A 22,667-nucleotide genomic window follows, 5' to 3' on the forward strand; every position below is an offset into this window, starting at 1 on the left:
TCGAGGAACACCTCCGCCTGAGGACGGTCGAGAAGGACTCGGGATCGGCAGAGGCGCTGCCGCGGACGTCTCGAGGACGAGCGATTCCCGCAGCGCGCAGAAGCTGAGGATCCGACGCCCCGGTTCCCGGCTTCCTCTCAGGATGAACGGATCGCACCGGCGTGTTGAACGTCCGTCCAGCGCGGGTGACCGCGGGTGACCGCGCATGCACCGCACGCCCGGCCGCGCCCCGTACGATCGATCCATGCCGAGCAAGGGGAGCTACGCCAAGGGTGTCGCCAAGCGCGAGGAGATCCTGCAGACCGCGCTCGAGGTGTTCTCGCGCCAGGGGTACCGCAAGGCCTCACTGCGCGAGATCTCGGAGGCGGTCGGACTGACGCAGGCGGGCCTGCTGCACTACTTCGATTCGAAGGAGGAGCTCTTCGCCGAGGTCCTCCGCAAGCGCGACGACCTCGACCGGACGGCCTACGACCTCGACCAGTCGGGCGACGCCGCGATCGAGGAGCTCGTGCGCCTCATCCGGCACAACAGCGACGTGCCCGGGCTCGTTCACCTCTACGCCACGCTGTCCGCCGACGGGACCGACCGGTCGCATCCCGCGCACCCGTTCTTCGTCGAGCGCTACGGCATGGTCATCGAGCTCCTGGCGTCGCGGGTCCGCGAGGACCAGCGCGAGGGGCTCATCGCGGCGGACGTCGATCCCGAGATCGCGGCGCGCATGATTACGGCCCTCTCCGACGGCCTGCAGATCCAGTGGCTCCTCGACGACGAGGTCGACATGGGCTCGATCGTCGAGACCTTCTGGGCGCTGCTCAAGCGCGTGCACTGAGGCGACGGGTCCGACGTGAACGACGCTCTCACCGCGATCCTGGACGTCGTCGTCTCCGTGCCGCCCGTGTGGCGCACCCTGCTCGCCGGGCTCGCGATCTTCCTCGAGACGACGATCCTCGCCGGACTGATCGTGCCGGGCGACACGGTGGTGATCGTCAGCGCGACGGGGGTCACCACTCCCCTGCAGTTCTTCGCCCTCGCCCTCACGGTGATCGTGGGAGCGCTCGGCGGCGAGTCCGTCGGATTCGCACTGGGCCGCTTCTTCGGGCCCCGGATCCGCGGCTCACGCCTCGGGCGCCGGCTCGGCGAGAGGAACTGGCTCCGCGCCGAGCGCTACCTCGCGCGCCGCGGCGGGATCGCCGTCTTCCTCTCGCGCTTCCTCCCCGTGCTCCACTCGCTCATCCCGCTCACGGTCGGGATGAGCGGGATGGGCTACCGCACGTTCATGGCGTGGACGACGCCCGCCTGCGTCATCTGGTCCTTCGCCTACGTCGGAGTCGGCACGGCGGTCGCGGGCGGCTACCGGGAGCTCTCGGACACCCTGCACTGGGCGGGGTACCTCTTCGTCGGGGTCATCGTGCTGTTCGTGCTGCTCGTGCTCGGCGGCAAGAAGCTGCTCTCACGAGCAGAGGCGCGTCACCTCGACGAGTGACGCGCCCCTGCGCAGTGCGGTCGGCCGGAGCCGACCCGGTCAGCCGATCAGGCCGGCCGAGGTGAGCCACTCGGTCGCGATGGCCGCGGCCGACTTCTGCTCGTTGACGCTCTCGGAGTTGAGCGAGACGAGGTCCTCGGCGCTCAGCTCGGCGCTGACCGCGTTCAGCACGTCCGCGGCCTCCTCGTCGACCTTCTCGGAGACGATCGGCACCACGTTGTCCGCGACGAACAGGCCGTCGGGGTCCTCGAGGGGCAGCAGCGAGTTCGACTCGATGTTGGGGTCGGCGGTGTAGATGTTCGCCAGCTGGATCTGGTCGCTGGTCAGCGCGTCGACGGTCGTCGATCCGCCGCTGTCCTCGATCGCCTGGAACGTGGTGGCGACGCCGTACTTCTCCTGCAGCGCGTCCGGCCCGTAGGGGCGGGTCTGCAGCTCGGAGTTGCCGCCGAGCACGATCGGGTCGGTGACCTTCGAGAGCGAGGCGATGTCGGTGAGGCCCCACTGGTCCGCGAAGGCCTGGGTGACCGTGTACGAGTTCTGGTCGCTGGCGTCCGCCGCGTCCAGGGCGCGCAGGCCCTCGGGCAGCGCCTCGGTCAGCGCCGAGTACACGTCGTCGGCGGAGGTCGCGGTGGTGTCGGGCTCGAGAGCCTGGAGGAGGCTTCCGCCGTACTCGGGGAAGACGTCGATCGAGCCGCTCTCGATCTCGGGGAGGTAGATCTCGCGCTGTCCGATGCGGAAGTCGCGCTGCACGGTGAAACCGCCGTCCTCCAGCGCCTGCGCGTAGATCTCGGCGATGATCTCGTTCGAGTAGTAGTCCTGCGAGCCGACGACGATCGTGTCGCCGCCCTCGGCGGCACCCGATCCCTCGTCCAGCGGATCGCTCGAGGAACACCCTGCCAGTGCCACGACGGCACCGACCGCGAGTGCGCCCAGCGCGACACGGCCCTTCGTGAAGTGTGCTGTGAACATTGCTATTTCCTCTCTTCGGTGGGGATCCCCACCACCGCGCGTCGTCGGGGCGACGAGGCGCGGATGTTCGAACGGCCGGCGGCGCTGCCGGCGAGACCGAGGACCACTCCGCGCGGGACGGCGACCCGCTGGAGGACGGCGTAGACCACCTCGCTGATCAGAGTGAGCACGATGACGATGATCGACCCGGCGAGCATCTGCGGGTAGTCCCCCGCCTTCACGCCCTGGAAGATGTAACGGCCGAGCCCCCCGGCGCCGATGAAGTCGGCGAGCGTGGCGGTGGCGATGATCTGGAGCGTCGCCGAGCGGAGGCCGCCCATCAGCAGCGGGAGCCCGAGCGGGATCTCGACCTTCGTGAGGATCTGCCACTCCGTCATGCCGACCGAGCGCGCGGCGTCGACTGTGCGACGGTCGACGGCCTCGAGACCGGAGTAGGCGCCGGCGAGGATCGACGGGACGGCGAGGATCACCAGCCCGATGAGCGGTGCGCCCAGGCCCAGGCCCAGGCTCATGGCGGCGAGCACCAGCACGCCGAGCGTGGGGAGCGCGCGCAGACCGCCGGCGACGGGCACCGCGACGCCCTTGCCCTTGCCGGTGTGCCCGATCGCGTAGCCGATCGGGATCGCGATCGCCGCGGCGATCACGAGGACGAGGAGGCTGATGCCCAGGTGCTGGGCGACCCGGGTGGGGATGCCGTAGATCCCGGTCCAGTGCTCCGCGTCGCCGATCCAGGCGAAGGCCTCGAGGATGAGGTTCACGACGTGACCGCCTTCCGGGGCGCGGAGGCTCTGCGGTCGGAGCGGACGCGGTCCGCCGCGGTCCACGGCATCAGCAGGCGTCCGAGCAGGACCAGCAGGCCGTCCAGGGCGAGGGCCAGCGCGATCGTGAGCACGATGCCGGTGACGATCTCGCCGGTGATCCCGCGCTGGAAGCCGTCGGTGAAGAGCAGGCCGAGGCTCTGGATGCCGAGCACGGCGCCGACCGTGACCAGGCTGACGGTGCTGACCGTGACCACCCTGAGCCCCGAGAGCAGGACGGGGCCGGCGAGGGGGAACTCGACCCTCCAGAAGCGCGCCCAGCTGGAGTAGCCCATCGCCGTCGCGGACTGGATGACGTCGTCCGACACCGCCGACAGCGCGTCGGCGGTCGTGCGCACCATGAGCGCGATGCCGTACAGCGTCAGGCCGATGACGACGTTGGCGGTCGAGCGCAGCGGGATGCCGAGCACGGCCGGGAGCAGGATGAACATCGCCAGCGAGGGGATCGCGTAGAGCACCCCGAGGGCGGTGAGCAGCGTGCCGCGACTCCAGCGGTACCGGTTGGCGAACCAGCCGAACGGCACCGAGAGCACGAACGAGAGCAGGATCGGCGGCACCGAGAGGGCGAGGTGCGCGAGCAGGTTCGCGACGATCGAGTCGACGTTGTTGACGACCCAGTTCACGAATCGACGCCGTCCCGGCCGCGGAGCACTCCCGTGGGGCGCCCGTCGCCGTCGATCACCAGGCGCACCCCGTCGCGCTCCTCGATGATGAGCGTGCGCTTGCCCCGGTCGGCGCCGATGAAGCCGGCGACGAAGTCGCTGGCGGGGGCCGCGAGGATCTCGGCCGGCGAGCCCTTCTGCGCGATCCGGCCGCCCTTCTCGAGGATCACGACCTGGTCGCCGAGCAGGAAGGCCTCGTCGATGTCGTGGGTGACGAAGACCACGGTCTTGTCGAGCTCGCGCTGCAGCCGCAGGGTCTCGCGCTGCAGATCGGCGCGCACGAGCGGGTCGACGGCGCCGAAGGGCTCGTCCATCAGCAGGATGTTGGGGTCGACGGCCAGGCCGCGCGCCACTCCGACGCGCTGCTGCTGCCCGCCCGACAGCTGGCTCGGGTACCGGGTGGCGAGGGAGCGGTCGAGGCCGACCGTGTCCATCAACTCGAGCGCGCGCTCGTGAGCGGCCTTCTTCGCGACTCCGTTCAGCCGCGGCACCGTGGCGATGTTGTCCACGACCCTGCGGTGCGGCAGCAGGCCCGAGTTCTGCATGACGTAGCCGATGCGGCGGCGCAGCGCCACGGCCGGGAGCGTCGAGATGTCCTCGCCGTCGATCTCGATCGTGCCGCCCGTGGGCTCGATCATGCGGTTGATCATCCGCAGGATCGTCGTCTTCCCGCAGCCGGAGGAGCCGACGAAGACGGTGGTGCGCCGCGACGGCAGCACGAGCGAGAAGTCGTCGACGGCACGGGTGCCGTCCGGGTACCGCTTGCTCACTCCACGGAATTCGATCACGCCTGTGCCTGCTCTCGCTCCGCCGTACCGGGCCTGTCCCGGGTCGGGAACCTCGCGAACCCGGCTGTCAGCAAAACATCATTCGGAGACGCCCGCCAACCGGATGGCGGAGTGTTGCGCGCGGCGGCCAGGACGACTAAGCGCTGTCCCCCACCGGGCCGTAGTGCATCGAGAGGTAGTTGCGCAGCAGCGCCCGGCTCTCGTCGATGAAGCGCTGGTCGCCGTTCGGGTCGATCAGGAACGCGCGGGTGAGCAGCGAGTCGGCGACCTCGACGACGACCTCCAGGCGGAAGGACAGCTGCGCGCCGCCCGGCAGGCCGTACTCGGACGAGAGGATCTCGGCGAACCGGCGGGCGAAGAAGCCGGCCTCGAACGCCTCGCCCGCGACCTCGGGGGCGTGGACCGTGTCGACGAACCGGATCGAGCGGAAGCCCGCCTCGGTGCGGTGCATGTCGCAGAACGCGTCCACCGCGCAGTCGACGGCACCCCACCACGTCGCGGGCTTCGTGTCCCGGATCTCGGAGATGACCTTCTTGCGGAAGCGCTCGAGCGCCCGCTCGCGCAGCGCCTGGAGCACGGCGATGCGGTCGGGGAAGTAGCGGTACACGGTGCCGATGGCGGCACCCGCGCGCTCGGCGACCATGGCGGTGGTGAGGCGGTCGAATCCGACCTCGTCGACGACGGCGGCCGCGGCGTCCAGCAGCGAGGCGAGTCGCGCGGCACTGCGCACCTGCACGGGCTCGTTGCGGACCTGAGGGGATTCGCCGAAGGGTCGATCCACGAGATTTCCTAGAGGCACGGCGGGCTCCTTCGCTGACGGTTCCTACAATCGTACGCACGCGCACACGCCGTCCGCGTCACTTCGCCGAATGTCCCTCGTGTTCCACGCCCCCCGATGGGCGACGGCCGCAGGACGAACCGCCCTCATCAGGAGGACCCCATGTGCGGACGCTTCGTCCTCTCGCAGACCACGGCCGACCTCGTCGCCCTCTTCGACATCGACGACGTCGGCGCGGATCTGCCCGAGCCGTCCTGGAACATCGCGCCGACGCAGCGCGTGCCGATCGTCGCCGAGTCGATGAAGGGGGTCGAGGAGGGCAGCCCGCCCCGCCGCCGTCTCGCGGGTGCCCGCTGGGGCCTCGTGCCCCGCTCCGCCGCCGACCCCTCGGCCGGTGCGCCGCTGATCAACGCGCGGATCGAGACCGTCGCCGAGAAGCCCTCGTTCCGGGAGGCATACGCCGCCCGCCGCGCGATCCTGCCCGCCTCCGGCTGGTACGAGTGGCGCACGGGCGCCGACGGCGCGAAGTCGCCCCTCTTCGTCTCGCCGGGCGGGGACTCCGTCGTGCTGTTCGCGGGCCTGTACGAGTGGTGGCGGTCCGCGGAGCCGGGCGCGCCCTGGCTGCTCTCGGCGACGATCCTCACCCGCCCGTCGGCCGGGGTGCTCGCGGACGTGCACGAGCGGATGCCGGTCCTCCTGCAGCCCGAGCTGATCGAGGACTGGCTCGACCCGCTCGCGGAGCCGGACGGCTCGCTCCTGCGCGCGGCGTCGGACGGTGCCGCGGAGCTCGCCGAGGAGCTCGAGGTCCAGCGGGTCGGCGACGCCGTGGGCTCGGTCTCCAGCAGCGGGCCGGAGCTCATCCGACCGGTCTAGAGGGCTCTGCGGCCCGGGGCGCCGTCTGCCACACTGGGCGGATGCCGCTGACGCCCGCAAGCAAGCCCATGAGCGCCGGGGCGGCGGAGGTCATGCACCGCGCCGCACGCCTCGAGGACGCGATCCACCGGTTCCGGATGAGGCGGGTGAAGCGCCGGGGCTACGTCGCCCGGGTGATCCCGTACACCGGCTACGGCTCCACCGGACAGCTCCGGGTCCTGGCGCGCGTGCTCTACACCCGTCCCACTCCGCCCGGCGCCGCGGAGGAGTCGCCCGTCGAGGGCGTGCGCGGCTGGCGCAGCTTCACGAGCGTGTTCGTGAGCGGCGCGGTGGTCTCGGTCGAGGTGGACGGGCAGCGGCACGACATCGTCGCCGACCGCGGCGGTGTCGTCGACTCCGACATCCCGATCACGCTGGAGCCGGGCTGGCACACGATCACCTTCACGACGGCCGACGCCGCACCGGTCGAGGCCCCGGTCTTCATCGTGGATCCCGAGGCCCGGATCGGCATGGTCTCCGACATCGACGACACGGTCATGGTGACGGCGCTCCCCCGGCCCTTCATCGCCGCGTGGAACACGTTCGTGCTGAACGAGCACGCGCGGATGCCCACTCCCGGCATGGCGGTCTTCCTCGACCGCTTCGCCCGCCGGAACGAGGGCTCCCCCGTCATCTACCTCTCGACCGGAGCCTGGAACGTCGCGCCGGCGCTCACGCGCTTCCTCTCGCGCCACCTCTACCCCTCCGGCGCCCTGCTGCTCACCGACTGGGGCCCCACGCACGACCGCTGGTTCCGCAGCGGCAAGCAGCACAAGGAGCAGAACCTGCGCCGCCTGGTCGCCGAGTTCCCCGACATGCGCTGGCTGCTCGTCGGCGACGACGGACAGCACGACGAGGAGATCTACTCGGACTTCGCCCGCGAGCACCCCGACAGGGTCGCCGCGATCGCCATCCGGCAGCTCTCGACCGGAGAGGCGGTGCTGGCGGGTGGGCGCTCGAAAGCCGCCGACCGCTCCGAGACCAGTGGGACGCCGTGGGTCTACGCGCCCGACGGTGCGGGCATCTCGGAGCAGCTCACCGAGCTCGGCCTGCTCTAGAGGCCGCCGGAACGCGAGAGGCCGCCGTCCCCGAGGGGGCGGCGGCCTCTGCCGTTCTCAGACGATCACGCCTGGTGAGCGGCCTGCAGGTCGAGCGTGATGGTGACCTTCTCGCCGATGAGGACGCCGCCGGTCTCGAGCGCGGCGTTGTAGGTGAGACCGAAGTCGGTGCGGTCGATGGTGGTCTTCGCGGTCAGTCCGGCCTTGTAGTTGCCGTACGGGTCGGTGCCGAAGCCGCCGAACTCGACCTCGAAGGTGACGGGCTTGGTGACGCCCTTGATGGTGAGGTTCCCGTCGACGAGGAAGTCGTCGCCGTTCGCGCGCACGCCGGTCGACGCGAAGTGGATCTCGGGGTACGTCTCGGCCTCGAAGAAGTCGCCGGTGCGGAGGTGGCCGTCGCGGTTGGGCTCGTTGGTGTTGATGGAGGCGACCTCGGCGGTGGCCTCGACGGTCGAGTCGAGCGGGTTCTCACCGGTGGTGAACGTCGCGGTGAAGCGCTCGAACTTGCCCTTGACCTTGCTGATCATCAGGTGGCGGACGCTGAAGGCGACCTCGCTGTGGGTGGGGTCGATGACCCAGGAGCCGGCCTTGTAACCGGGGATGGAAAGCGTGTCGGTCATGATTACTCCTCGAGAGAACGGTCGTCGCGGGGAGCACCTCCCCGTCCGATACATGCAAGCGTATCGAGGATCCGACTATTCCATGTAGCTACAACTATTTCTGGCGTGTCGCGGTCCTGGAGTCGGTCGCCGGGTTCCGGATCCCGACCAGCGAGACGAGACCGCCGAGGATCAGCAGGACGGCGGTCGCGAGTGCCGCTCGCGAGAAGCCGCCGTCGTCCAGCGTGCCGCCGACGACCAGCGTCGTGGCCGCGATGGCGACCAGGCCCGCGATGCGCGACACCGCGTTGTTCACGGCGGAGCCGACTCCGCTGTGCTCGCTCCCCACGGCGCCCAGGATCGTCGAGGTCAGCGGGGCGACCGTCAGGGCGAGCCCCAGTCCGAACAGCAGGATCCCCGGGAGCAGCTGCGTCAGGTAGTCGGCCGGCTCGCGCACGCCCACCATGAGGAGGAAGCCGCCTCCGGCGAGGATCGGCCCGAATCCCATGAACAGCCGCGGACCGAACCGGGCCGAGAGGGAGCCCGCGTACTGCGAGACGAGCAGCAGCAGGATCGTCGGAGGCAGGGTCGCGAGCCCCGCGAGCGTCGCCGAGAAGCCCAGGCTCTGCTGCAGGAAGAGCCCCAGCGCGAAGAAGCCGAACGACAGGGCGCCGTAGACGAAGGCGGTCGCGATGTTCCCGACCGTGAAGTTGCGCGACGCGAAGAGCGAGAGCGGCAGCATCGGATGCGGCGCCCGCCGCTCCCAGACGACGAAGGCCACCAGCGCCGCCACCCCCACGATCAGCGCCGTCAGTACGAGGGGATGAGCGATGCCCAGCCGCTCCTGCTCGATCAGCGCGAAGACCGGGCCGCCGAGTCCGACGACGCCGAGCACGGCTCCGACGCCGTCGATCGGCACGCGCGTGCCCGCGTCCACGTGGCCGAGGCGGCGCAGCAGCACGATCGTGACGAGGATCGGCAGCACGTTCAGCGCGAAGACGTAGCGCCAGGAGCCCGCGTCCACGAGCAGCCCGCCGAGCACCGGTCCGGCGATGGTCGCGGTGCCCGTCCACGCGGTCCACGCGCCGATCGTCCTCGCCTGCGCCGCTCCGCGCACCGTCGACACGATGAGGGCGAGCGAGCTCGGCACGAGGATCGCTCCCGCGGCGCCCTGCAGCATGCGCGCGACGATGAGCACCTCGGCCGTGGGGGCGACGGCGCAGAGCAGCGAGGTGACGCCGAAGCCGACGAGGCCGATCATCATGCTGCGCGCGCGTCCGATGCGGTCGGCGAACGACCCCGCGACGAGGATCAGCGCCCCGAGGGTGATCAGGTAGCCGTCCACCACCCACTGCTGAACCGCCAGGCCGCCGCCGAGCTCGTCGGTGATCGCGGGCAGCGCGACGTTGACGACGGTGCCGTCGAGGAAGGCGACGAAGGAGGCGAGGATCGCGACGACCAGGACCGCCCGGCGACGCCGCTCCCCCTCGTCGACGGTGGGATCGGAGGCGCTCACATTCGGTTCCGGCTCATCCGCTCACGGTACTCCCGGCTCCGCCGGTGCGCGCTTGTCGGACGCGTCGCCTACTCTCGTAGCCATGTCTGCGCAAGGAACCGCCCGCGGCGGCGTGCTCGCCCGCGTTCTGGGGATCGTCGGGGCGAGTGTCGCCGGGGGTCTGCTGATCACGGTCGGCGTCACCCCCGCTCTCGCCGTCACCGGCCTCGCCTCGAACAACCCGATCGGGCTGTTCGAGACCGTCCCCGAGTACCTCGAGCTCGGGCAGCTGGCCCAGAAGACCGAGATCTACGCGAAGAACGCCGACGGCACCGACGGCCTGCTCGCCTCCTTCTACGCGCAGAACCGCGAGGAGGTGACGTTCGACCAGGTGGCCCAGTCGGTCAAGGACGCCACCCTCGCGACCGAGGACCCGCGGTTCTACGAGCACGGCGGAGTGGACCTGCAGGGCACCATCCGCGCCGTGGTGAGCAACGTGATCGGCGGCGACCTGCAGGGCGGCTCCTCGATCACGCAGCAGTACGTCAAGAACGTGCTCATCCAGCAGGCCGAGGCGCTGAGCGATCCCGTCGCCTCCCAGGCCGCGTACGACGAGGCCACCGCGACCACTCCTGCGCGCAAGCTCAAGGAGATGAAGCTCGCCGTCGACCTCGAGAAGAAGTACAGCAAGGACGACATCCTGCTGGGCTACCTCAACATCGCCGGCTTCGGCGGGCAGGTCTACGGCATCCAGGCCGCGGCCGAGTACTACTTCTCGACCACCGCCTCCGCTCTGACGCTCGCGCAGGCCGCCAGCCTGATCGCCACCGTCAACAACCCCAACGGGCTCCGCATCGACCTGCCCGAGAACATCGCCGCGAACAAGGAGCGCCGCGACTACGTCCTGGGCCGCATGCTCGACGAGGGGAAGATCTCGCAGGCCGACCACGACGCCGCCGCCGCCGAGGAGGTCGTGCCGGCCATCACGCAGACCCCGACCGGCTGCCAGACCGCCCAGGACGCCGCCTTCTTCTGCGACTACGTCACGCGCGTCGTGCAGAACGACCCCGCGTTCGGCGCCGACGAGGCCACTCGCCTCGCGAACTTCCAGCGCGGCGGCTACAAGATCTACACCACGCTGGACCGCGACCTGCAGGCCGTCGCCACGGCCGCCACGAACCAGTGGGTGCCCAAGACCCCCATCGAGGAGGTCAACATCGGCAGCTCGACCGTCTCGATGGAGGTCGGCACGGGCCGGATCCTCGCGATGGTGCAGAACAAGGACTACGACGCGGCCGGCTCGGTCAACGGCGAGAACTTCTCGGCCATCAACTTCAACACCGACACCGCCTACGGCGGGTCCAACGGCTTCCAGGTCGGATCGACCTACAAGGTCTTCACCCTGGCGCAGTGGATCGCCAACGGGCACACCATCTACGAGACGGTGAACGGCCGCGAGCGCACCTTCGAGGACTTCCCGGCCTCCTGCGCACCGGACGGCGAGTGGTTCGGCGACTTCCCCGTCGGCAACGACGACGACGAGACCGGCACCTTCAGCGTGCTCCAGGGCACGATGCGCTCGATCAACACCGTCTACGTCGCCATGGCCCAGCAGCTCGACCTCTGCGCGATCCGCGACCAGGCGGCCGCGTTCGGCGTGAAGACCGCGTCCGGCGCCGAGCTCCAGTACCTCCCCTCGGCGATCCTCGGCTCGGCCGACCAGATCGCGCCGCTGTCGATGGCGACCGCCTTCGCCGGCTTCGCCAACAACGGCACCGCGTGCAGCGCGATCGCGATCGACTCCATCACGGACGCCGCCGGGAACCCGGTGCAGCCGCCCGTGTCGACCTGCAACCAGGCCCTCTCCCCCGAGCTGACCGCCGTGGCGACCGACGCGCTGCAGGACGTCGTCACCGGCGGCACCGCCGCCGCCTCCGACCCGGACGACGGCATCGAGCACATCGGCAAGACCGGCACCACCGACGACGCGGTGCACACCTGGATGGACGGGGCCTCGACCGAGGTCGCGACCGTCGTCTGGGTGGGCAACATCACCGGGGACGCGTCCATGCGCAACGTCCGGGTGCGCAACGCCGAGACCGGGACGCGGGCCTACGCCTCGAACGTCCGCCACTACATCTGGAACGCGGTGATGACCCGCGCCGACGAGAAGTACGGCGGGGAGGACTTCGCCGACCCCAGCGCCGCCCTCTTGAACGGCCGCCAGGTCACGATCCCGAACGTGACCGGCCGCTCGGTCGACTCCGCGACGGACGTGCTCGAGGACCTCGGGTTCGACGTCGAGGAGGGGGGCACCGTCGACTCCGCCGCCCCCGCGGGCACCGTGGCGGGAACCGATCCCGGCGCCGGCACGGCCATCGCGCGCTACTCGAGCATCACGCTGCTGATCAGCAACGGCTCCCAGGTGCCCGCCGCGGCTCCCGAGACCCAGGCTCCTGCGCCGGCCCCGACCGAGACGGCGCCCGCTCCGGCTCCCACCGAGCCGGTCGAGCCCGCGGCGCCGACCGCGACTCCCACCGCCGCTCCCACGGCCACGCCCACCGCGGACGTGACGGAGTGAGCACCGGGTTCGACCCCGCCTTCCTGGGCGCCGCGCTGATCGCGCCGGCGCCGCAGGCCGACCGGGTCGTGCGGCGACTCCCCTACACGCACTTCGAGGTGCTGCTGGATCCCCGGCGCCGGCTCGCGCTGTCGACCGCGGTGAACATCGACGGGGCATCGCTCCTGGACCTCGGTCGCGGCGACGACTGGCACCTGGACGACCGGGTGCCCGCCTCCGAGCAGACCGGTCCCGAGGTGTACTCCCGCAACGACCTCGACCGCGGCCATCTCGTGCGCCGTCGCGACCCGGTGTGGGGCGAGCCGGCCGAGGCGCGCGCGGCCAACCACGACAGCTTCTGCTACACCAACGCGGCTCCGCAGGCGAGCGGCTTCAACCAGTCGAAGGAGCTGTGGCTGGGCCTGGAGGACCTCGTCCTCCAGTACGCGCAGACCTGGCGCACGCGCCTGAGCGTCTTCACCGGCCCCGTTCTGGCCGAGGGCGATCCGGTCTACCGCGGGGTCGGCGTGCCCCGCCGCTTCTGGAAGATCGCGGCGTGGAGCCCGGACGGCGACACCCTCGCCGCCAGCGCGTACCTCCTCGACCAGTCCGACCTCGTCGAGCCGATCCGCGAGGCCGCCGCCCCCGGCCCGGGCGCCTTCCGCACCTTCCAGGTGCCGGTCGTCGAGATCGGCGAGGTCACCGGCCTCGACGTCTCCTCGCTCGCCGCGGCCGACGTGCTCGTCGCGGCCGGAGCGCGCCCCGGACCTCTGCGGCGCGAGCTCGCCGACGCCGACGACGTCCGCGCGGGACTCGCCGAGCACTGACGGCCCGCCCGGTCCAGGATGGGGTCATGTCATCCCCCGTCCTCGTCGAGATCGACGCCTCCGCTACGCCCGTTCTGCGTGATCCCTCGGCCGGACTCGTCGCGGTCGACGAACCCGGCTACCTCCGCGGCGACGGCGTCTTCGAGACGCTCGCGGTGATCCGCGGCCGCGCGCACGGTCTCGACGAGCACCTCGCCCGGCTCGAGGCCTCCGCCGCGGCCGTCGACCTCGTCCTTCCCGCACGATCCACCTGGGAGGCGGCGGTCGCCCTCGCCGTGGCCGAGCACGACGGCGTCCACGATCTGTCCGTGCGGCTGGTCGCGAGTCACGCGGAGCCGGCGGCCCGGTGCACCGTGCGCGCGGAGCCCACGGCCGACGCGAGCGCCCTGCGGCGCGACGGCGTCGCCGTCGTCGTGCTCGACCGGGGCTACGCCCGCGGGGCGCAGGAGGCGGCCCCCTGGCTCCTCGGCGGCGTCAAGTCGACCTCGGGCGCGGTCACCCGCGCGGCCCTGCGGGAGGCGCGTCGCCGCGGAGCGGACGACGTGGTCTGGCGCACGAGCGACGGGCAGCTGCTCGAGGGCGCCACCTCCAGCCTGGTCCTGCTCTCGGGAGGCGCGCTGCTGACGCCGTCCGCCGTCGGCAACGGGATCCTCGACGGCACGACCGTCGCCCGCGTGCTGGAGCTGGCCGCGCAGCAGGGACTCGCGACCGATCGGCGGGAGCTGGCGGTCGAGGCGCTGAGCGGCGCGGACGCGGCGTGGCTCGTCTCGAGCACGCGGCGCGCCGTTCCGGTCCGCTCGGTCGACGGCGCCCCGCTCCGTGTGGATCGCGAGCTCACCGACGCCTTCGAGCAGGGGCTGCTCGCGGGCTGACCCTCAGGCCGCCTGCGCGAGCTCCCTGGCGGTGCAGGGCCCGACTCCCGCCGCCTCGGCGTCGCGCAGGTCGTCCACGGTGTCCACGTCCAGGCGCAGCGTCGAGTCGCGCGGCACGTCGAGCACGCGGCAGCCCGCGTCGCGGTGGCGGCGGAGCGAGTCGGGGCCGAACGCGGGCGCGACGCGCGCGGCCGCCGCGACGAGGAGGGCTGTGGTGCCCGTCCCCGCTCGGTCGGCGACGACGGCCGGGAGCGCCGTCGCGAGGGTCAGTGCGCCGTCGAGATCGGCCGCGGCGAGTGCGGGCAGGTCGCCGGTCAGGGCGATCACGGGAGCAGCGGGGGCGAGGCGGAGCGCCGCGTCGACGCCCGCGGTCACGGCGGAGTTCAGAGATCCCGGGTCCTCCACGAGCACGAGGGCGGGATGCCGCCCGACGGCTCGCGCGGCGGCGGCCGCGTCGGACGTCACCAGCACGAGCAGGTCGACACCGGTCGCCGCTCCCACCGCCGCGAGCGTGTCGAGCAGGAACGCCTCGGCAAGGGCGGACCGGCCCTCGTGCTCGAGGCGGGTCTTCGACGCACCCCGGCCCTTGAAGACGACGACCGCGCTCCAGCGAGTGCTCACTCCGACGCCTCGCCCCGGGCCGCGACGGCCGCCGCCCAGCCCTCCGCGTACGCCTCGTCGGCGCCGAGCCGGAACATGTCCTCGGGTCCGGTGCGCGTCAGGGTGCGCGCGCCCGGGGCGTCGAGGCCGGTCACGAACCGTCCGAGCCCACGGACGACGGCGACAGGGCGCCCGCTCGACTTGCCCTTGACCAGGTCGCCCAGCGCCGCAATCTCGTCGGCCACGGCCGGCATGGTGACACCGAGGGTGCGCCCCAGCGCGTCGACGGCTCCGCGCAGGTCGTCGACGACGTGCAGCCCCGCCGCTCCGATGGCGGCGTCCGTCTGGCCGACCCGCCAGGCGCGGCCGAGGGTGTCGCTCACCACCACGCCGACCCGGGCGCCGAGGCGCTCACGGAGACCGGCGCAGAGGGCGCGGGCGGACGCGTCGGGATCCTCGGGGAGCAGGAGCACGGTGCCCTCTGCCACGTTGCTCGCGTCGACTCCCGCGGCCGCCTGGACGATGCCGAGGCGGTTCTCGACGATGCGGGTGACGCCGTGGGCGTGGGCGCGGGTCGCGACGACCCGCACGGTCTCGGCGGTGATCGCGTCCTCGCGGTCGACCGCCGCGACGACGCGGCCCTCGGCCTTCGAGACGATCTTGCTCGTGACGACCAGCACGTCCCCGTCGACGGGGCGGTCCTCGTCGGCGGCCGCCGCGACGGCCGCGAGGATCAGCTCGAGCAGGTCGTCCCCGGGCGAGACCTCGGGGATCCCGTCGAGGGCCCAGGCCTGGACGCGTGTCGCACTCACCCGTCCATTCTCCTCCTCGGCGCGCCGCCCGGCCGACGCGGCGGTGTTCAGGCGGTGAGGTACGCGGCGACCGCCGGCGGCACGTAGGGCGCCACGTCGCCGCCGAGGCTCGAGACCTGACGCACGAGCGACGACGAGACGTGCGCGTGCGCGGGGTCGGGGAGCAGGAAGACCGTCTCGACGTGCGCGAGGTTGCGGTTCACGATGGCCATCGGGGTCTCGTACGCCACGTCGACCTGCGAGCGGATGCCCTTCACCAGGATGGTCGCGCCCACGTCGACGCAGTAGTCGACCAGCAGGCCCATGCTCCAGGACGCGACGACGATCGAGCCCTCGATGCCCGCCTCCGCGATCGACTGCTCGATCAGGGCGACCCGCTGCGAGATCGGCAGAAGCGCCGTCTTCGCGGGGTTGTGCACGACCACCACGTGCAGCTCGTCGACGAGGCGCGCGGCACGCTCGATGACGTCGAGGTGACCGAGGGTGACGGGGTCGAACGAGCCGGGGACGACGGCGATGCGGGCCATGCCGACAGCGTACCGGCCGGTCCCCCGCCCCTCCGGGCGTCGGCGTCACCCGTCAGGGGCGATCAGCTCTTCGCGAGGAACTCCCGGTCGCGGTCCTGCACTCGGCGCTCGAGGGCCGCGCGGAGCCGGTCGTGGGCGGCGAGGGAGGGATCCTCCTCGAGCAGGCGCTCGGCCAGCGCGCGCGCCTCGACGATGAGGTGGGCGTCCTGCACGACCCGCAGCAGGCGCAGGGAGGAGCGTCCGCCCGACTGGGAATCGCCGAGCACGTCGCCCTCGCGGCGCAGCTCGAGATCGACCTCCGCGAGTGCGAAGCCGTCGAGCGTCGCGGCCACGGCCTCCACCCGCTCGCGCGCGATGGTGCCCGCCTCCGCAGCCGTGACGAAGAGGCAGACCCCGGGCACGCCGCCGCGGCCGATCCGGCCCCGCAGCTGGTGCAGCTGCGAGACGCCGAAGCGCTCGGCGTCCAGGACGATCATCATCGAGGCGTTGGGGACGTCCACGCCGACCTCGATCACCGTCGTCGACACGAGGACGTCGATCTCCCCCGCAGCGAAGGAGCGCATGACGGCGTCCTTCTCCTCCGTCGTCATGCGGCCGTGCAGTGCGGCCGAGCGGCGGTGCTTCAGAAGCGCGTGCGAGCGGACGCCCTCGAGCGTCTGCGCCACGGTCGACAGCGGCGTGGCCGCCTCCTCCGGCGCGGTCGCCGCCGCCCCCTCCGCCGCCTCGCCGGGCTCGATGGCCGGGCAGACGAGGTAGATCTGGTGGCCCTTGCGGATCTCCTCCTCCGCCCGCTCCCACGCCCTCGCGATCAGGCCGGGGGTGTCGGTGAGGGACACGACGTGGCTCGTGATGCCGGGACGACCGGCGGGCAGCTCGCGGATCGTGGACGTGTCGAGGTCGCCGAACACCGTCATCGCGACCGTGCGCGGGATCGGCGTCGCGGTGAGCACGAGCACGTGCGGCGGCACGGCGCCCTTGCGCCGGAGCGCGTCGCGCTGGTCGACCCCGAACCGGTGCTGCTCGTCGATGACGACGAGTGCCAGGTCGTAGAAGGTCACCTTGTCGCCGAGCAGCGCGTGCGTGCCGACGACGATCTTGGCCGTGCCCGAGACGATGCGCAGCAGCGCCGCGCGCCGCTCGGCCGCTCCCAGCCCGCCCGTGAGGAGCGTCGGGACGAGGGCCGTCGACAGCTCCGGACCGAGGGTCCTCACGATGGAGCGCAGATGCTGGCCCGCGAGCACCTCGGTCGGCGCGAGCAGAGCGGCCTGGCCGCCGCTCTCGGCCGCGGCCAGCATGGCGCGCAGCGCGACGAGCGTCTTGCCCGACCCCACCTCGCCCTGCACCAGGCGAGACATCGGACTCTCCCCCGCGAGGTCGTCCGCGATCTCGGCGCCGACGGAGCGCTGATCGCCCGTCAGGGCGAACGGGAGAGCGGCGTCGAAGCGCTCGAGCCAGCCGCCGGGGGCCGGCACCCGGGGGGTCGCAGGAGTCGCCCGGGCGGCGGCACGGCGCTCGAGCAGCGCGAGCTGCAGGAGGAACGCTTCGTGGAAGCGCAGCGTCTCGCGCGCCTGCGACTCCTCGCCCTCGCGCGCCGGCCGGTGGATCAGCTCGAGCGCCCGGCCCAGCGGCATCAGCGAGCGGCCTGCCCGGACCGACTCCGGCATCGGATCGGGGACGTCGCGCAGCCCGTCGAGGATCACGCCGATGGCGGCCTGCAGCTGCCAGCTCGAGATCGCGCTCGTCGCGGGGTAGATCGGGATCGGGCGCTCGGCCCAGTCCTTCGCGAGCGCGGAGCCCTTGTCGGCCTCGGCCGTCGCGGCCTCCTCGTCCTCGAAGAGCCGGTAATCGGGGTGCGTGAGCTGCACGGTCTCGCGGAACATCGACACGGTCCCGGCGAAGATCCCCCGCACTCCCCTCCGCAGCTTCGCCGCCCGCCACGGCTGCCCGAAGAAGGTCAGGGACAGCGTGCCGGTGCCGTCCGAGATGATGACCTCGAGCAGTGAGCCGCGGCGGTTGCGCATCGGCCGCTCCCGGACCTCGCGCACCTCCGCCACGATCGTCACGCTCTCGCCGACGGGGAGCCGGGAGAGCTCCGTCAGCTCGCCGCGCTGGGCGTACCGACGGGGGTAGTGGCCCAGCAGCTCGCCGACCGTGCGGTAGCCGAAGGCCTTCTCGACGGCCGCGGCGGTGCGCGGGCCGACGACCGGCGCGAGCGAGGCGTCGAGGGGGTCCGGGATCACCTAGCGATCATAGGTCGACCCTCGGACGTCGGACGCGGGAGAACGCCCCGAGCGCCGAGCGCGGGAGCACCGCGGCGAAGGTGCGGCGCGGGGTGCCCGCCGCGGCGCGCAGCGCCCGCACCACCCGTGCGCCCGCGGTCCAGCCGGAGGCCTCGGCCGCGGGCACCGGGGCGTACCGGGCGCGCTCGACGGTGTCTCGGAGTCCGCCCAGCGCCCGACGAGCGTCGGAGTCGTCGCCGAGCGAGCCCCCGATCAGAGCCTCCTGAGCACGGGGCGAGTCGGTCTCCTCCACCGGCACGCCGAGATCCCGGGCACTCGCGAGCACCTCTGCCCAGGCCGCCTCCGCGGAGCCCGCCCCCGCAGCGCGTCGCCGCAGCGAGCGCTGCACCACGCGCAAAAGCCAGGGCACGAGCAGCAGGAGCAGGAGGAGGACCCAGGCGGTGACCGCCGGAGCCGAGGGGCCGACGACGGTTCCGGCGGCTCCCGGAGTCGCGGTGGCCGTCGACGCGGTGGGAGTCGGGGTCGCCTCCTCCTCGCTCTCCTCCTCCGGCGCCGCGCTCGACGAGGCGCCCGGGGTCGAACCGGTCGACGACGTCGCGCTCGGCAGGGTGTACGAGGCGGGGGCGCCGCGGCTGGGCGTGGGCTCGAAGGGCAGCCAGCCGACGCCCTCGAAGTAGAGCTCCGGCCACGCGTGCAGGTCGGAGGACAGCAGCCGGTAGCTCGTCAGGTCGCTGTCGGCCGACGGCACCACGGATCCGGGCTGGTAGCCGATGGCGAGCCGCGAGGGGATCCCGAGCTCGCGGGCCATGACGGCCATCGCGGAGGCGAAGTGGACGCAGTAGCCCTCGCGCACCTCGAGGAACGACTCGAGGACACCGACGCCGTCGCCGTCGTAGCCCTCCTCGGCGGGAGTGTCCTCCGAGTAGGTGAAGGCGGAGGAGCGGAAGAATGACTGCAGCTCCCTCGCCTGGTCGTAGGCGCTGCCGGCCTCCGCGGTCACCTCGGCCGCCGTCGTGCCGACCACCGCCGGGACGTCGTCGGGCAGCTCCAGGTACCGCTCGAGACCCTGGCCCGCGGCGGGCGCGGCGAGCAGCTGCTGCGGATCCGGATCGAGGCGGAGGGCCTCGACGGCGTACTCGTCGCCGGCCCGGGTCGTCGCGTCGCCGCGGATCGACCCGTCCTGCACGTCCTGCAGCCAGCCGTCGCCGATGCCCTCGAGTGCCGCCACCGGATACGGCACCGGTAGCCACTCGCTGCGCAGCGTCTCGACCGAGACCTCGACCTCCTCGGTCTCGCGGGGCACGCTCTCGGCGAGTCCCTCCGGTGCGATGGGGGCCTCGATCGGCGCGGTCTCCTCCGTGCCGCTCGGCGCCCAGTTCTCGCCCTGGAAGTCCGAGACCGTGAGCACGCGGAGGTACACCGGCAGATCGGAGTCTGTCGCGTAGCGGAGCACGGTGACCGGGTTGGGCCGCCGCAGATCGTCGCCGAGGGCCACGACCGGGTCGATCGAACCGTTGAACAGCGTGCCCGAGACCCCGGAGGAGGACGGCGCGCGGACGTACCCGGTCGCCGAGCCCGCGAGGACTCCCGCCGCGACGACGACCGTGCCGACCACGGCCACCGCCGGGAGGGCCGCGGCGAGCGAGAGCCGTCGGGCGGGCGCCCGGCGCTCGGGGCGCGACCCCGCGACGAGGACGCCCGCGTAGGCGAGCGCGGTGAGCACGAGGCTCGGCCACGACACCCCGCTCGGATCGATGATCGCGGGGACCGCGACCAGCGCGAGCAGGAACAGCCCCGAGAGCGCGGGCAGCCGCACCGAGAACGCGAAGAGGTCGGCGGCCCAGGCGAGGACGACGACCCCGCCCACGAGCAGGAACGCGATGCCGCTGTCGGCCACCGCCGGCAGCCCCTGCTGAGCGATCGACGTGAAGCCCGCCTGCGCGAGATCCTGCGCGTCGGCGATCGCCGCGGGCGTGGGAACGAGGAAGAGGAGCGCGCGGGCGGGGACGAACATCGCCGTCAGCACCACGACCGCGGTCAGCGTCCCGAGCACGGGCGGGACGACCGGGTGCGCGCGCAGAGCCCGTGCTCCGGCCGGCACGGCGAGCACCACGGCGACCGCGAGAGCGAGCTGGACGAGCCAGCCCACGCCTTCCAGGAGCCGTCCCACACCGGAGGCGGCGGCGACCAGCGAGGCCCAGAGCAGGAGTGAGAGCAGCGCGGAGCCGGCCCGCGGATCGCTCTCGGTGCGGCGGCTCATGCGATCGCCCGCAGAGCGAGCGCCTGGGACCAGGCCTCCTCGACGCTCGTGCCCGCGGTGGTCGCCACGGGGTACCAGCCCAGCGATGCCAGTGCAGCCGCCTCCTGCTCCGTGCCCCCGACGAGGAACGCGACGGCGGGTCGGGCGTGCGAGGCGAGCGAGGCGAGGGCGTCGAGGTCCTCCTCCTGCAGCCGCGTCAGCACGGCGAAGACGGGGCGCGCTCCCCCGGCCTCGCGCATCTCGGCCGTGATGCGCGGGACGGCGTCGCCGGAGTCGGGCGCCGGTGCCAGCTCGGCGAGTCTCAGGAGCACGTCGTGCGCGACCTCGCGCTCGTCCTCGGAGTGCTCGATGCCGGGACCGGCGCCGGTCTCGACGAGGTGGGTCTCGAAACCGCGATCGAGCAGGTGCACGGCGATCGACGCCGTCATGGAGACCGCCCACTCGAGCCGGTCGTCCCCGCCGCGCGCGCCCGCCCGTCCGGTGGCGCCGAGCACCCGGCTCGCCCGCGACTCCAGCAGGATCCACGCGTGCGGATCCGTGTTCTGCTCGTCCTGGCGCACCATCAGCTCGCCCGAGCGCGCACTGGCACGCCAGTGGACACGGCGCATCGCGTCGCCCGGCCGGTAGTCGCGCGGGATCACGTCGTCGGTGCCGGAGCCCGCCGTCGCATGGGCGACGGGACTGGATCCGCCGGCGCCGAACGCGTCGAGCACGTCGCTCTCGAGCGGCACGGCGCGCGGAGTGACGACGAACGGCTGCGCCGACCCGACGACGCTCTCGCGCAGCGCCATCCCGAGCGCCTCGCTCCGCACGAGCCGGAGCGGGCCGAGCCGGTGGATGCCGCGTCGCCCGGCGGGCAGGCGGTAGCGGGCCCGCACCCGGCTCGTCCGCTGACCCGCACCGGCGATCGGAGGGACGCCGAAGCCTCCCCGCGCGGCGGCGCTGTCCGAGGAGGCGCCGTGCTCGAGGCGGGTCAGCCTGTCCTCGGCGCGGGCGGGCGAGCGCAGCGGCGCGCCCCGGTTCTCGATCACGACGTCGACGTCGACGACGTCGCCGACCGCCACGACGCGCGGGGCGAAGCGGCGCTGGACCTGGAGCCGCGGTGTCTTCAGGGCCAGGGAGAGGACCGCTCCGAACGGCAGCCCGAGCAGCACGAGGCCGAGGAAGAGGAGCTCGCGGAACTCGACCAGCGGTGCCGCGACGATCGCCGCGGTGCCCAGCACCGCGAAGGTCCACCCGCGCAGGGTCAGCGCGACGCCGCCGAGCGCGGGGAGGGAGCCGATCCGCGAGGAGGGGCCGTCCTGGCCGCGCCGCTCAGTCGCCACGGCCGCTGAAGGGCACCGGTGTCGACGCCAGGATCCGCTGGACGATCTCGGTGACCGAGTGGGAGGCGCTCGTCCCCGAGCGACCCGGCAGGCGCGTCGCCGGGAGCAGCCGGTGCCCGAGCACGGGGACGGCGAGGGCGTCGATGTCGTCCGGGACCACGAAGTCGCGATCGCTGATGGCGGCCAGCGCCTTCGCGGCGGCGATCAGCTGGAGGGTGGCGCGCGGGCTCCCGCCCAGCCGCAGCTCGGGGTCGATGCGGGTGGCCTGCATGATCGCGACCACGTACTCCTGCACGGGCGGCGCGACGTAGACCGTCTGGACGTAGTCGATCATCCGCTCGAGCTCGTCGCGGCTGATCACCGCGCGCAGGGCATCGAGCGGGCTCGCGGCGTCGCGCGTGCGGATCATCTCGAGCTCGGCCCGCTCGTCCGGGTAGCCGAGCGACAGCCGCGCCATGAAGCGGTCGCGCTGCGCCTCCGGGAGGCTGTAGGTGCCCTCCATCTCGACCGGGTTCTGCGTCGCGACGACGGCGAACGGGCGCGGCAGCAGGTGGGTGATGCCGTCGACCGAGACCTGGCGCTCCTCCATGCACTCCAGCAGCGCGGACTGCGTCTTGGGCGAGGCGCGGTTGATCTCGTCGCCGATGAGGATGTTCGCGAAGACCGGTCCGGGCTTGAACTCGAAGTCCCGCGTCGCCTGGTTGTAGACCGAGACGCCGGTGACGTCCGAGGGGAGCAGATCGGGGGTGAACTGGATGCGCGCCACGCTGCCCCCGACGGACGCGGCGAGCGACTTGGCGAGGACCGTCTTGCCGGTGCCCGGCACGTCCTCCATCAGCAGGTGGCCGCCGGCGAGGAAGACGGTCAGCGCCATCGACACCTCGGCGTCCTTGCCGTCGATGACGCTGGTGAGATTCCGGAGGATCGCACGGCAGTGGGCGGTGAACTCCTCGCGCGACATCGGCGTCGCTGCCGCGCTCGGACCGGCAGGAGCGCCGACAGCGGCGAGGGTGTCATCGAGGGACGTCATGATCCTCGATTCTCTCAGTCTCGAACGGGCGACGGGCGGTCGGTCCGAGCGG

21 protein-coding genes are annotated in these 22,667 nt (G+C 72.5%); 7 read left to right on the top strand and 14 right to left on the bottom strand.

The features are described 5' to 3' along the window. The first annotated feature begins 244 nt into the window (after window positions 1-244). Window positions 245-829, top strand: coding sequence for a TetR/AcrR family transcriptional regulator (locus tag IOC53_RS00735; protein ID WP_207402473.1), 585 nt, complete (start codon window positions 245-247; stop codon window positions 827-829). 15 nt (window positions 830-844) lie between these two features. After that, window positions 845-1,483 (top strand): DedA family protein, encoded by a 639-nt coding sequence (locus IOC53_RS00740; RefSeq protein WP_207402474.1) that lies wholly within the window; start codon window positions 845-847, stop codon window positions 1,481-1,483. A gap of 39 nt (window positions 1,484-1,522) precedes the next feature. On the opposite strand, the gene IOC53_RS00745 is transcribed toward IOC53_RS00740, so the two are convergent. From IOC53_RS00745 to IOC53_RS00765, 5 genes are all read right to left on the bottom strand, one after another. Next, window positions 1,523-2,452 (bottom strand): ABC transporter substrate-binding protein, encoded by a 930-nt coding sequence (locus tag IOC53_RS00745; RefSeq protein ID WP_207402475.1) that lies wholly within the window; start codon window positions 2,450-2,452, stop codon window positions 1,523-1,525. A gap of 2 nt (window positions 2,453-2,454) precedes the next feature. Further along, complete coding sequence (locus IOC53_RS00750) at window positions 2,455-3,210, bottom strand: ABC transporter permease (RefSeq protein ID WP_207402476.1); 756 nt, start codon at window positions 3,208-3,210, stop codon at window positions 2,455-2,457. Then, on the bottom strand, window positions 3,207-3,893 hold the full coding sequence (locus IOC53_RS00755; RefSeq protein WP_207402477.1) for an ABC transporter permease: 687 nt from the start codon (window positions 3,891-3,893) through the stop codon (window positions 3,207-3,209). The genes IOC53_RS00750 and IOC53_RS00755 overlap by 4 nt, the downstream gene beginning before the upstream one ends. Continuing rightward, entirely contained in the window at window positions 3,890-4,720 is an 831-nt protein-coding gene (locus IOC53_RS00760) for an ABC transporter ATP-binding protein (RefSeq protein WP_207402478.1), read from the bottom strand. The genes IOC53_RS00755 and IOC53_RS00760 overlap by 4 nt, the downstream gene beginning before the upstream one ends. Window positions 4,721-4,856: 136 nt before the next feature. Next, a complete protein-coding gene (locus IOC53_RS00765) occupies window positions 4,857-5,501 on the bottom strand; it encodes a TetR family transcriptional regulator (protein ID WP_307786006.1) in 645 nt (214 codons plus the stop codon). Between the two features lie 159 nt (window positions 5,502-5,660). On the opposite strand from IOC53_RS00765, the gene IOC53_RS00770 reads away from it, so the two are divergent. Beyond that, window positions 5,661-6,371, top strand: a complete 711-nt coding sequence (locus IOC53_RS00770) for an SOS response-associated peptidase (protein WP_207402480.1) — start codon at window positions 5,661-5,663, stop codon at window positions 6,369-6,371. A gap of 41 nt (window positions 6,372-6,412) precedes the next feature. Next, entirely contained in the window at window positions 6,413-7,468 is a 1,056-nt protein-coding gene (locus tag IOC53_RS00775) for an App1 family protein (protein WP_242682612.1), read from the top strand. A 65-nt stretch (window positions 7,469-7,533) separates the two neighbouring features. Here the strand turns inward: IOC53_RS00775 and IOC53_RS00780 are convergent, their stop codons facing one another. Then, a complete protein-coding gene (locus tag IOC53_RS00780) occupies window positions 7,534-8,088 on the bottom strand; it encodes a YceI family protein (RefSeq protein WP_055792972.1) in 555 nt (184 codons plus the stop codon). 94 nt (window positions 8,089-8,182) lie between these two features. Further along, a complete protein-coding gene (locus IOC53_RS00785) occupies window positions 8,183-9,583 on the bottom strand; it encodes an MFS transporter (RefSeq protein WP_207402481.1) in 1,401 nt (466 codons plus the stop codon). A gap of 82 nt (window positions 9,584-9,665) precedes the next feature. Here IOC53_RS00785 and IOC53_RS00790 point away from each other — a divergent pair, with 82 nt between their 5' ends. The 3 genes from IOC53_RS00790 to IOC53_RS00800 are packed head-to-tail and all read left to right on the top strand — an operon-like array spanning window position 9,666 to window position 13,821. Next, window positions 9,666-12,143, top strand: coding sequence for a transglycosylase domain-containing protein (locus IOC53_RS00790; protein ID WP_207402482.1), 2,478 nt, complete (start codon window positions 9,666-9,668; stop codon window positions 12,141-12,143). Continuing rightward, window positions 12,140-12,949 carry a DNA/RNA non-specific endonuclease gene (locus IOC53_RS00795; RefSeq protein ID WP_307786007.1) on the top strand — a complete coding sequence of 270 codons (810 nt, stop codon included), beginning with the start codon at window positions 12,140-12,142 and terminating at the stop codon, window positions 12,947-12,949. Before IOC53_RS00790 ends, IOC53_RS00795 begins: the two co-directional genes overlap by 4 nt. Before the next feature lie 26 nt (window positions 12,950-12,975). After that, window positions 12,976-13,821: an aminotransferase class IV gene (locus IOC53_RS00800; RefSeq protein WP_207402483.1), complete on the top strand. Its 846-nt coding sequence runs from the start codon at window positions 12,976-12,978 to the stop codon at window positions 13,819-13,821. A gap of 3 nt (window positions 13,822-13,824) precedes the next feature. Here IOC53_RS00800 and cofC read toward each other — a convergent pair whose 3' ends face one another. The 7 genes from cofC to IOC53_RS00835 form a co-directional block, all read right to left on the bottom strand. After that, window positions 13,825-14,442 carry a 2-phospho-L-lactate guanylyltransferase gene (gene cofC / locus IOC53_RS00805; protein ID WP_207402484.1) on the bottom strand — a complete coding sequence of 206 codons (618 nt, stop codon included), beginning with the start codon at window positions 14,440-14,442 and terminating at the stop codon, window positions 13,825-13,827. Continuing rightward, a complete protein-coding gene (locus tag IOC53_RS00810; RefSeq protein ID WP_207402485.1) occupies window positions 14,439-15,233 on the bottom strand; it encodes a coenzyme F420-0:L-glutamate ligase in 795 nt (264 codons plus the stop codon). Before IOC53_RS00810 ends, cofC begins: the two co-directional genes overlap by 4 nt. A gap of 47 nt (window positions 15,234-15,280) precedes the next feature. After that, window positions 15,281-15,760 (bottom strand): pantetheine-phosphate adenylyltransferase, encoded by a 480-nt coding sequence (gene coaD / locus IOC53_RS00815; RefSeq protein WP_207402486.1) that lies wholly within the window; start codon window positions 15,758-15,760, stop codon window positions 15,281-15,283. Between the two features lie 62 nt (window positions 15,761-15,822). Next, a complete protein-coding gene (locus IOC53_RS00820; RefSeq protein ID WP_374070064.1) occupies window positions 15,823-18,000 on the bottom strand; it encodes an ATP-dependent DNA helicase RecG in 2,178 nt (725 codons plus the stop codon). Window positions 18,001-18,007: 7 nt separating this feature from the next. Next, complete coding sequence (locus IOC53_RS00825) at window positions 18,008-20,260, bottom strand: DUF3488 and transglutaminase-like domain-containing protein (protein WP_207402487.1); 2,253 nt, start codon at window positions 20,258-20,260, stop codon at window positions 18,008-18,010. Then, a complete protein-coding gene (locus IOC53_RS19350) occupies window positions 20,257-21,585 on the bottom strand; it encodes a DUF58 domain-containing protein (RefSeq protein WP_207402488.1) in 1,329 nt (442 codons plus the stop codon). The genes IOC53_RS00825 and IOC53_RS19350 overlap by 4 nt, the downstream gene beginning before the upstream one ends. Beyond that, the gene (locus IOC53_RS00835; RefSeq protein WP_207402546.1) at window positions 21,575-22,546 is read right to left on the bottom strand and encodes a MoxR family ATPase; all 972 of its coding nucleotides are present in this window, start codon (window positions 22,544-22,546) and stop codon (window positions 21,575-21,577) included. The genes IOC53_RS19350 and IOC53_RS00835 overlap by 11 nt, the downstream gene beginning before the upstream one ends. Between the last annotated feature and the right edge of the window lie 121 nt (window positions 22,547-22,667).

The sequence above is a fragment of the Rathayibacter sp. SD072 genome (assembly GCF_017355185.1).
In the GTDB taxonomy this organism is placed as follows: domain Bacteria; phylum Actinomycetota; class Actinomycetes; order Actinomycetales; family Microbacteriaceae; genus Rathayibacter.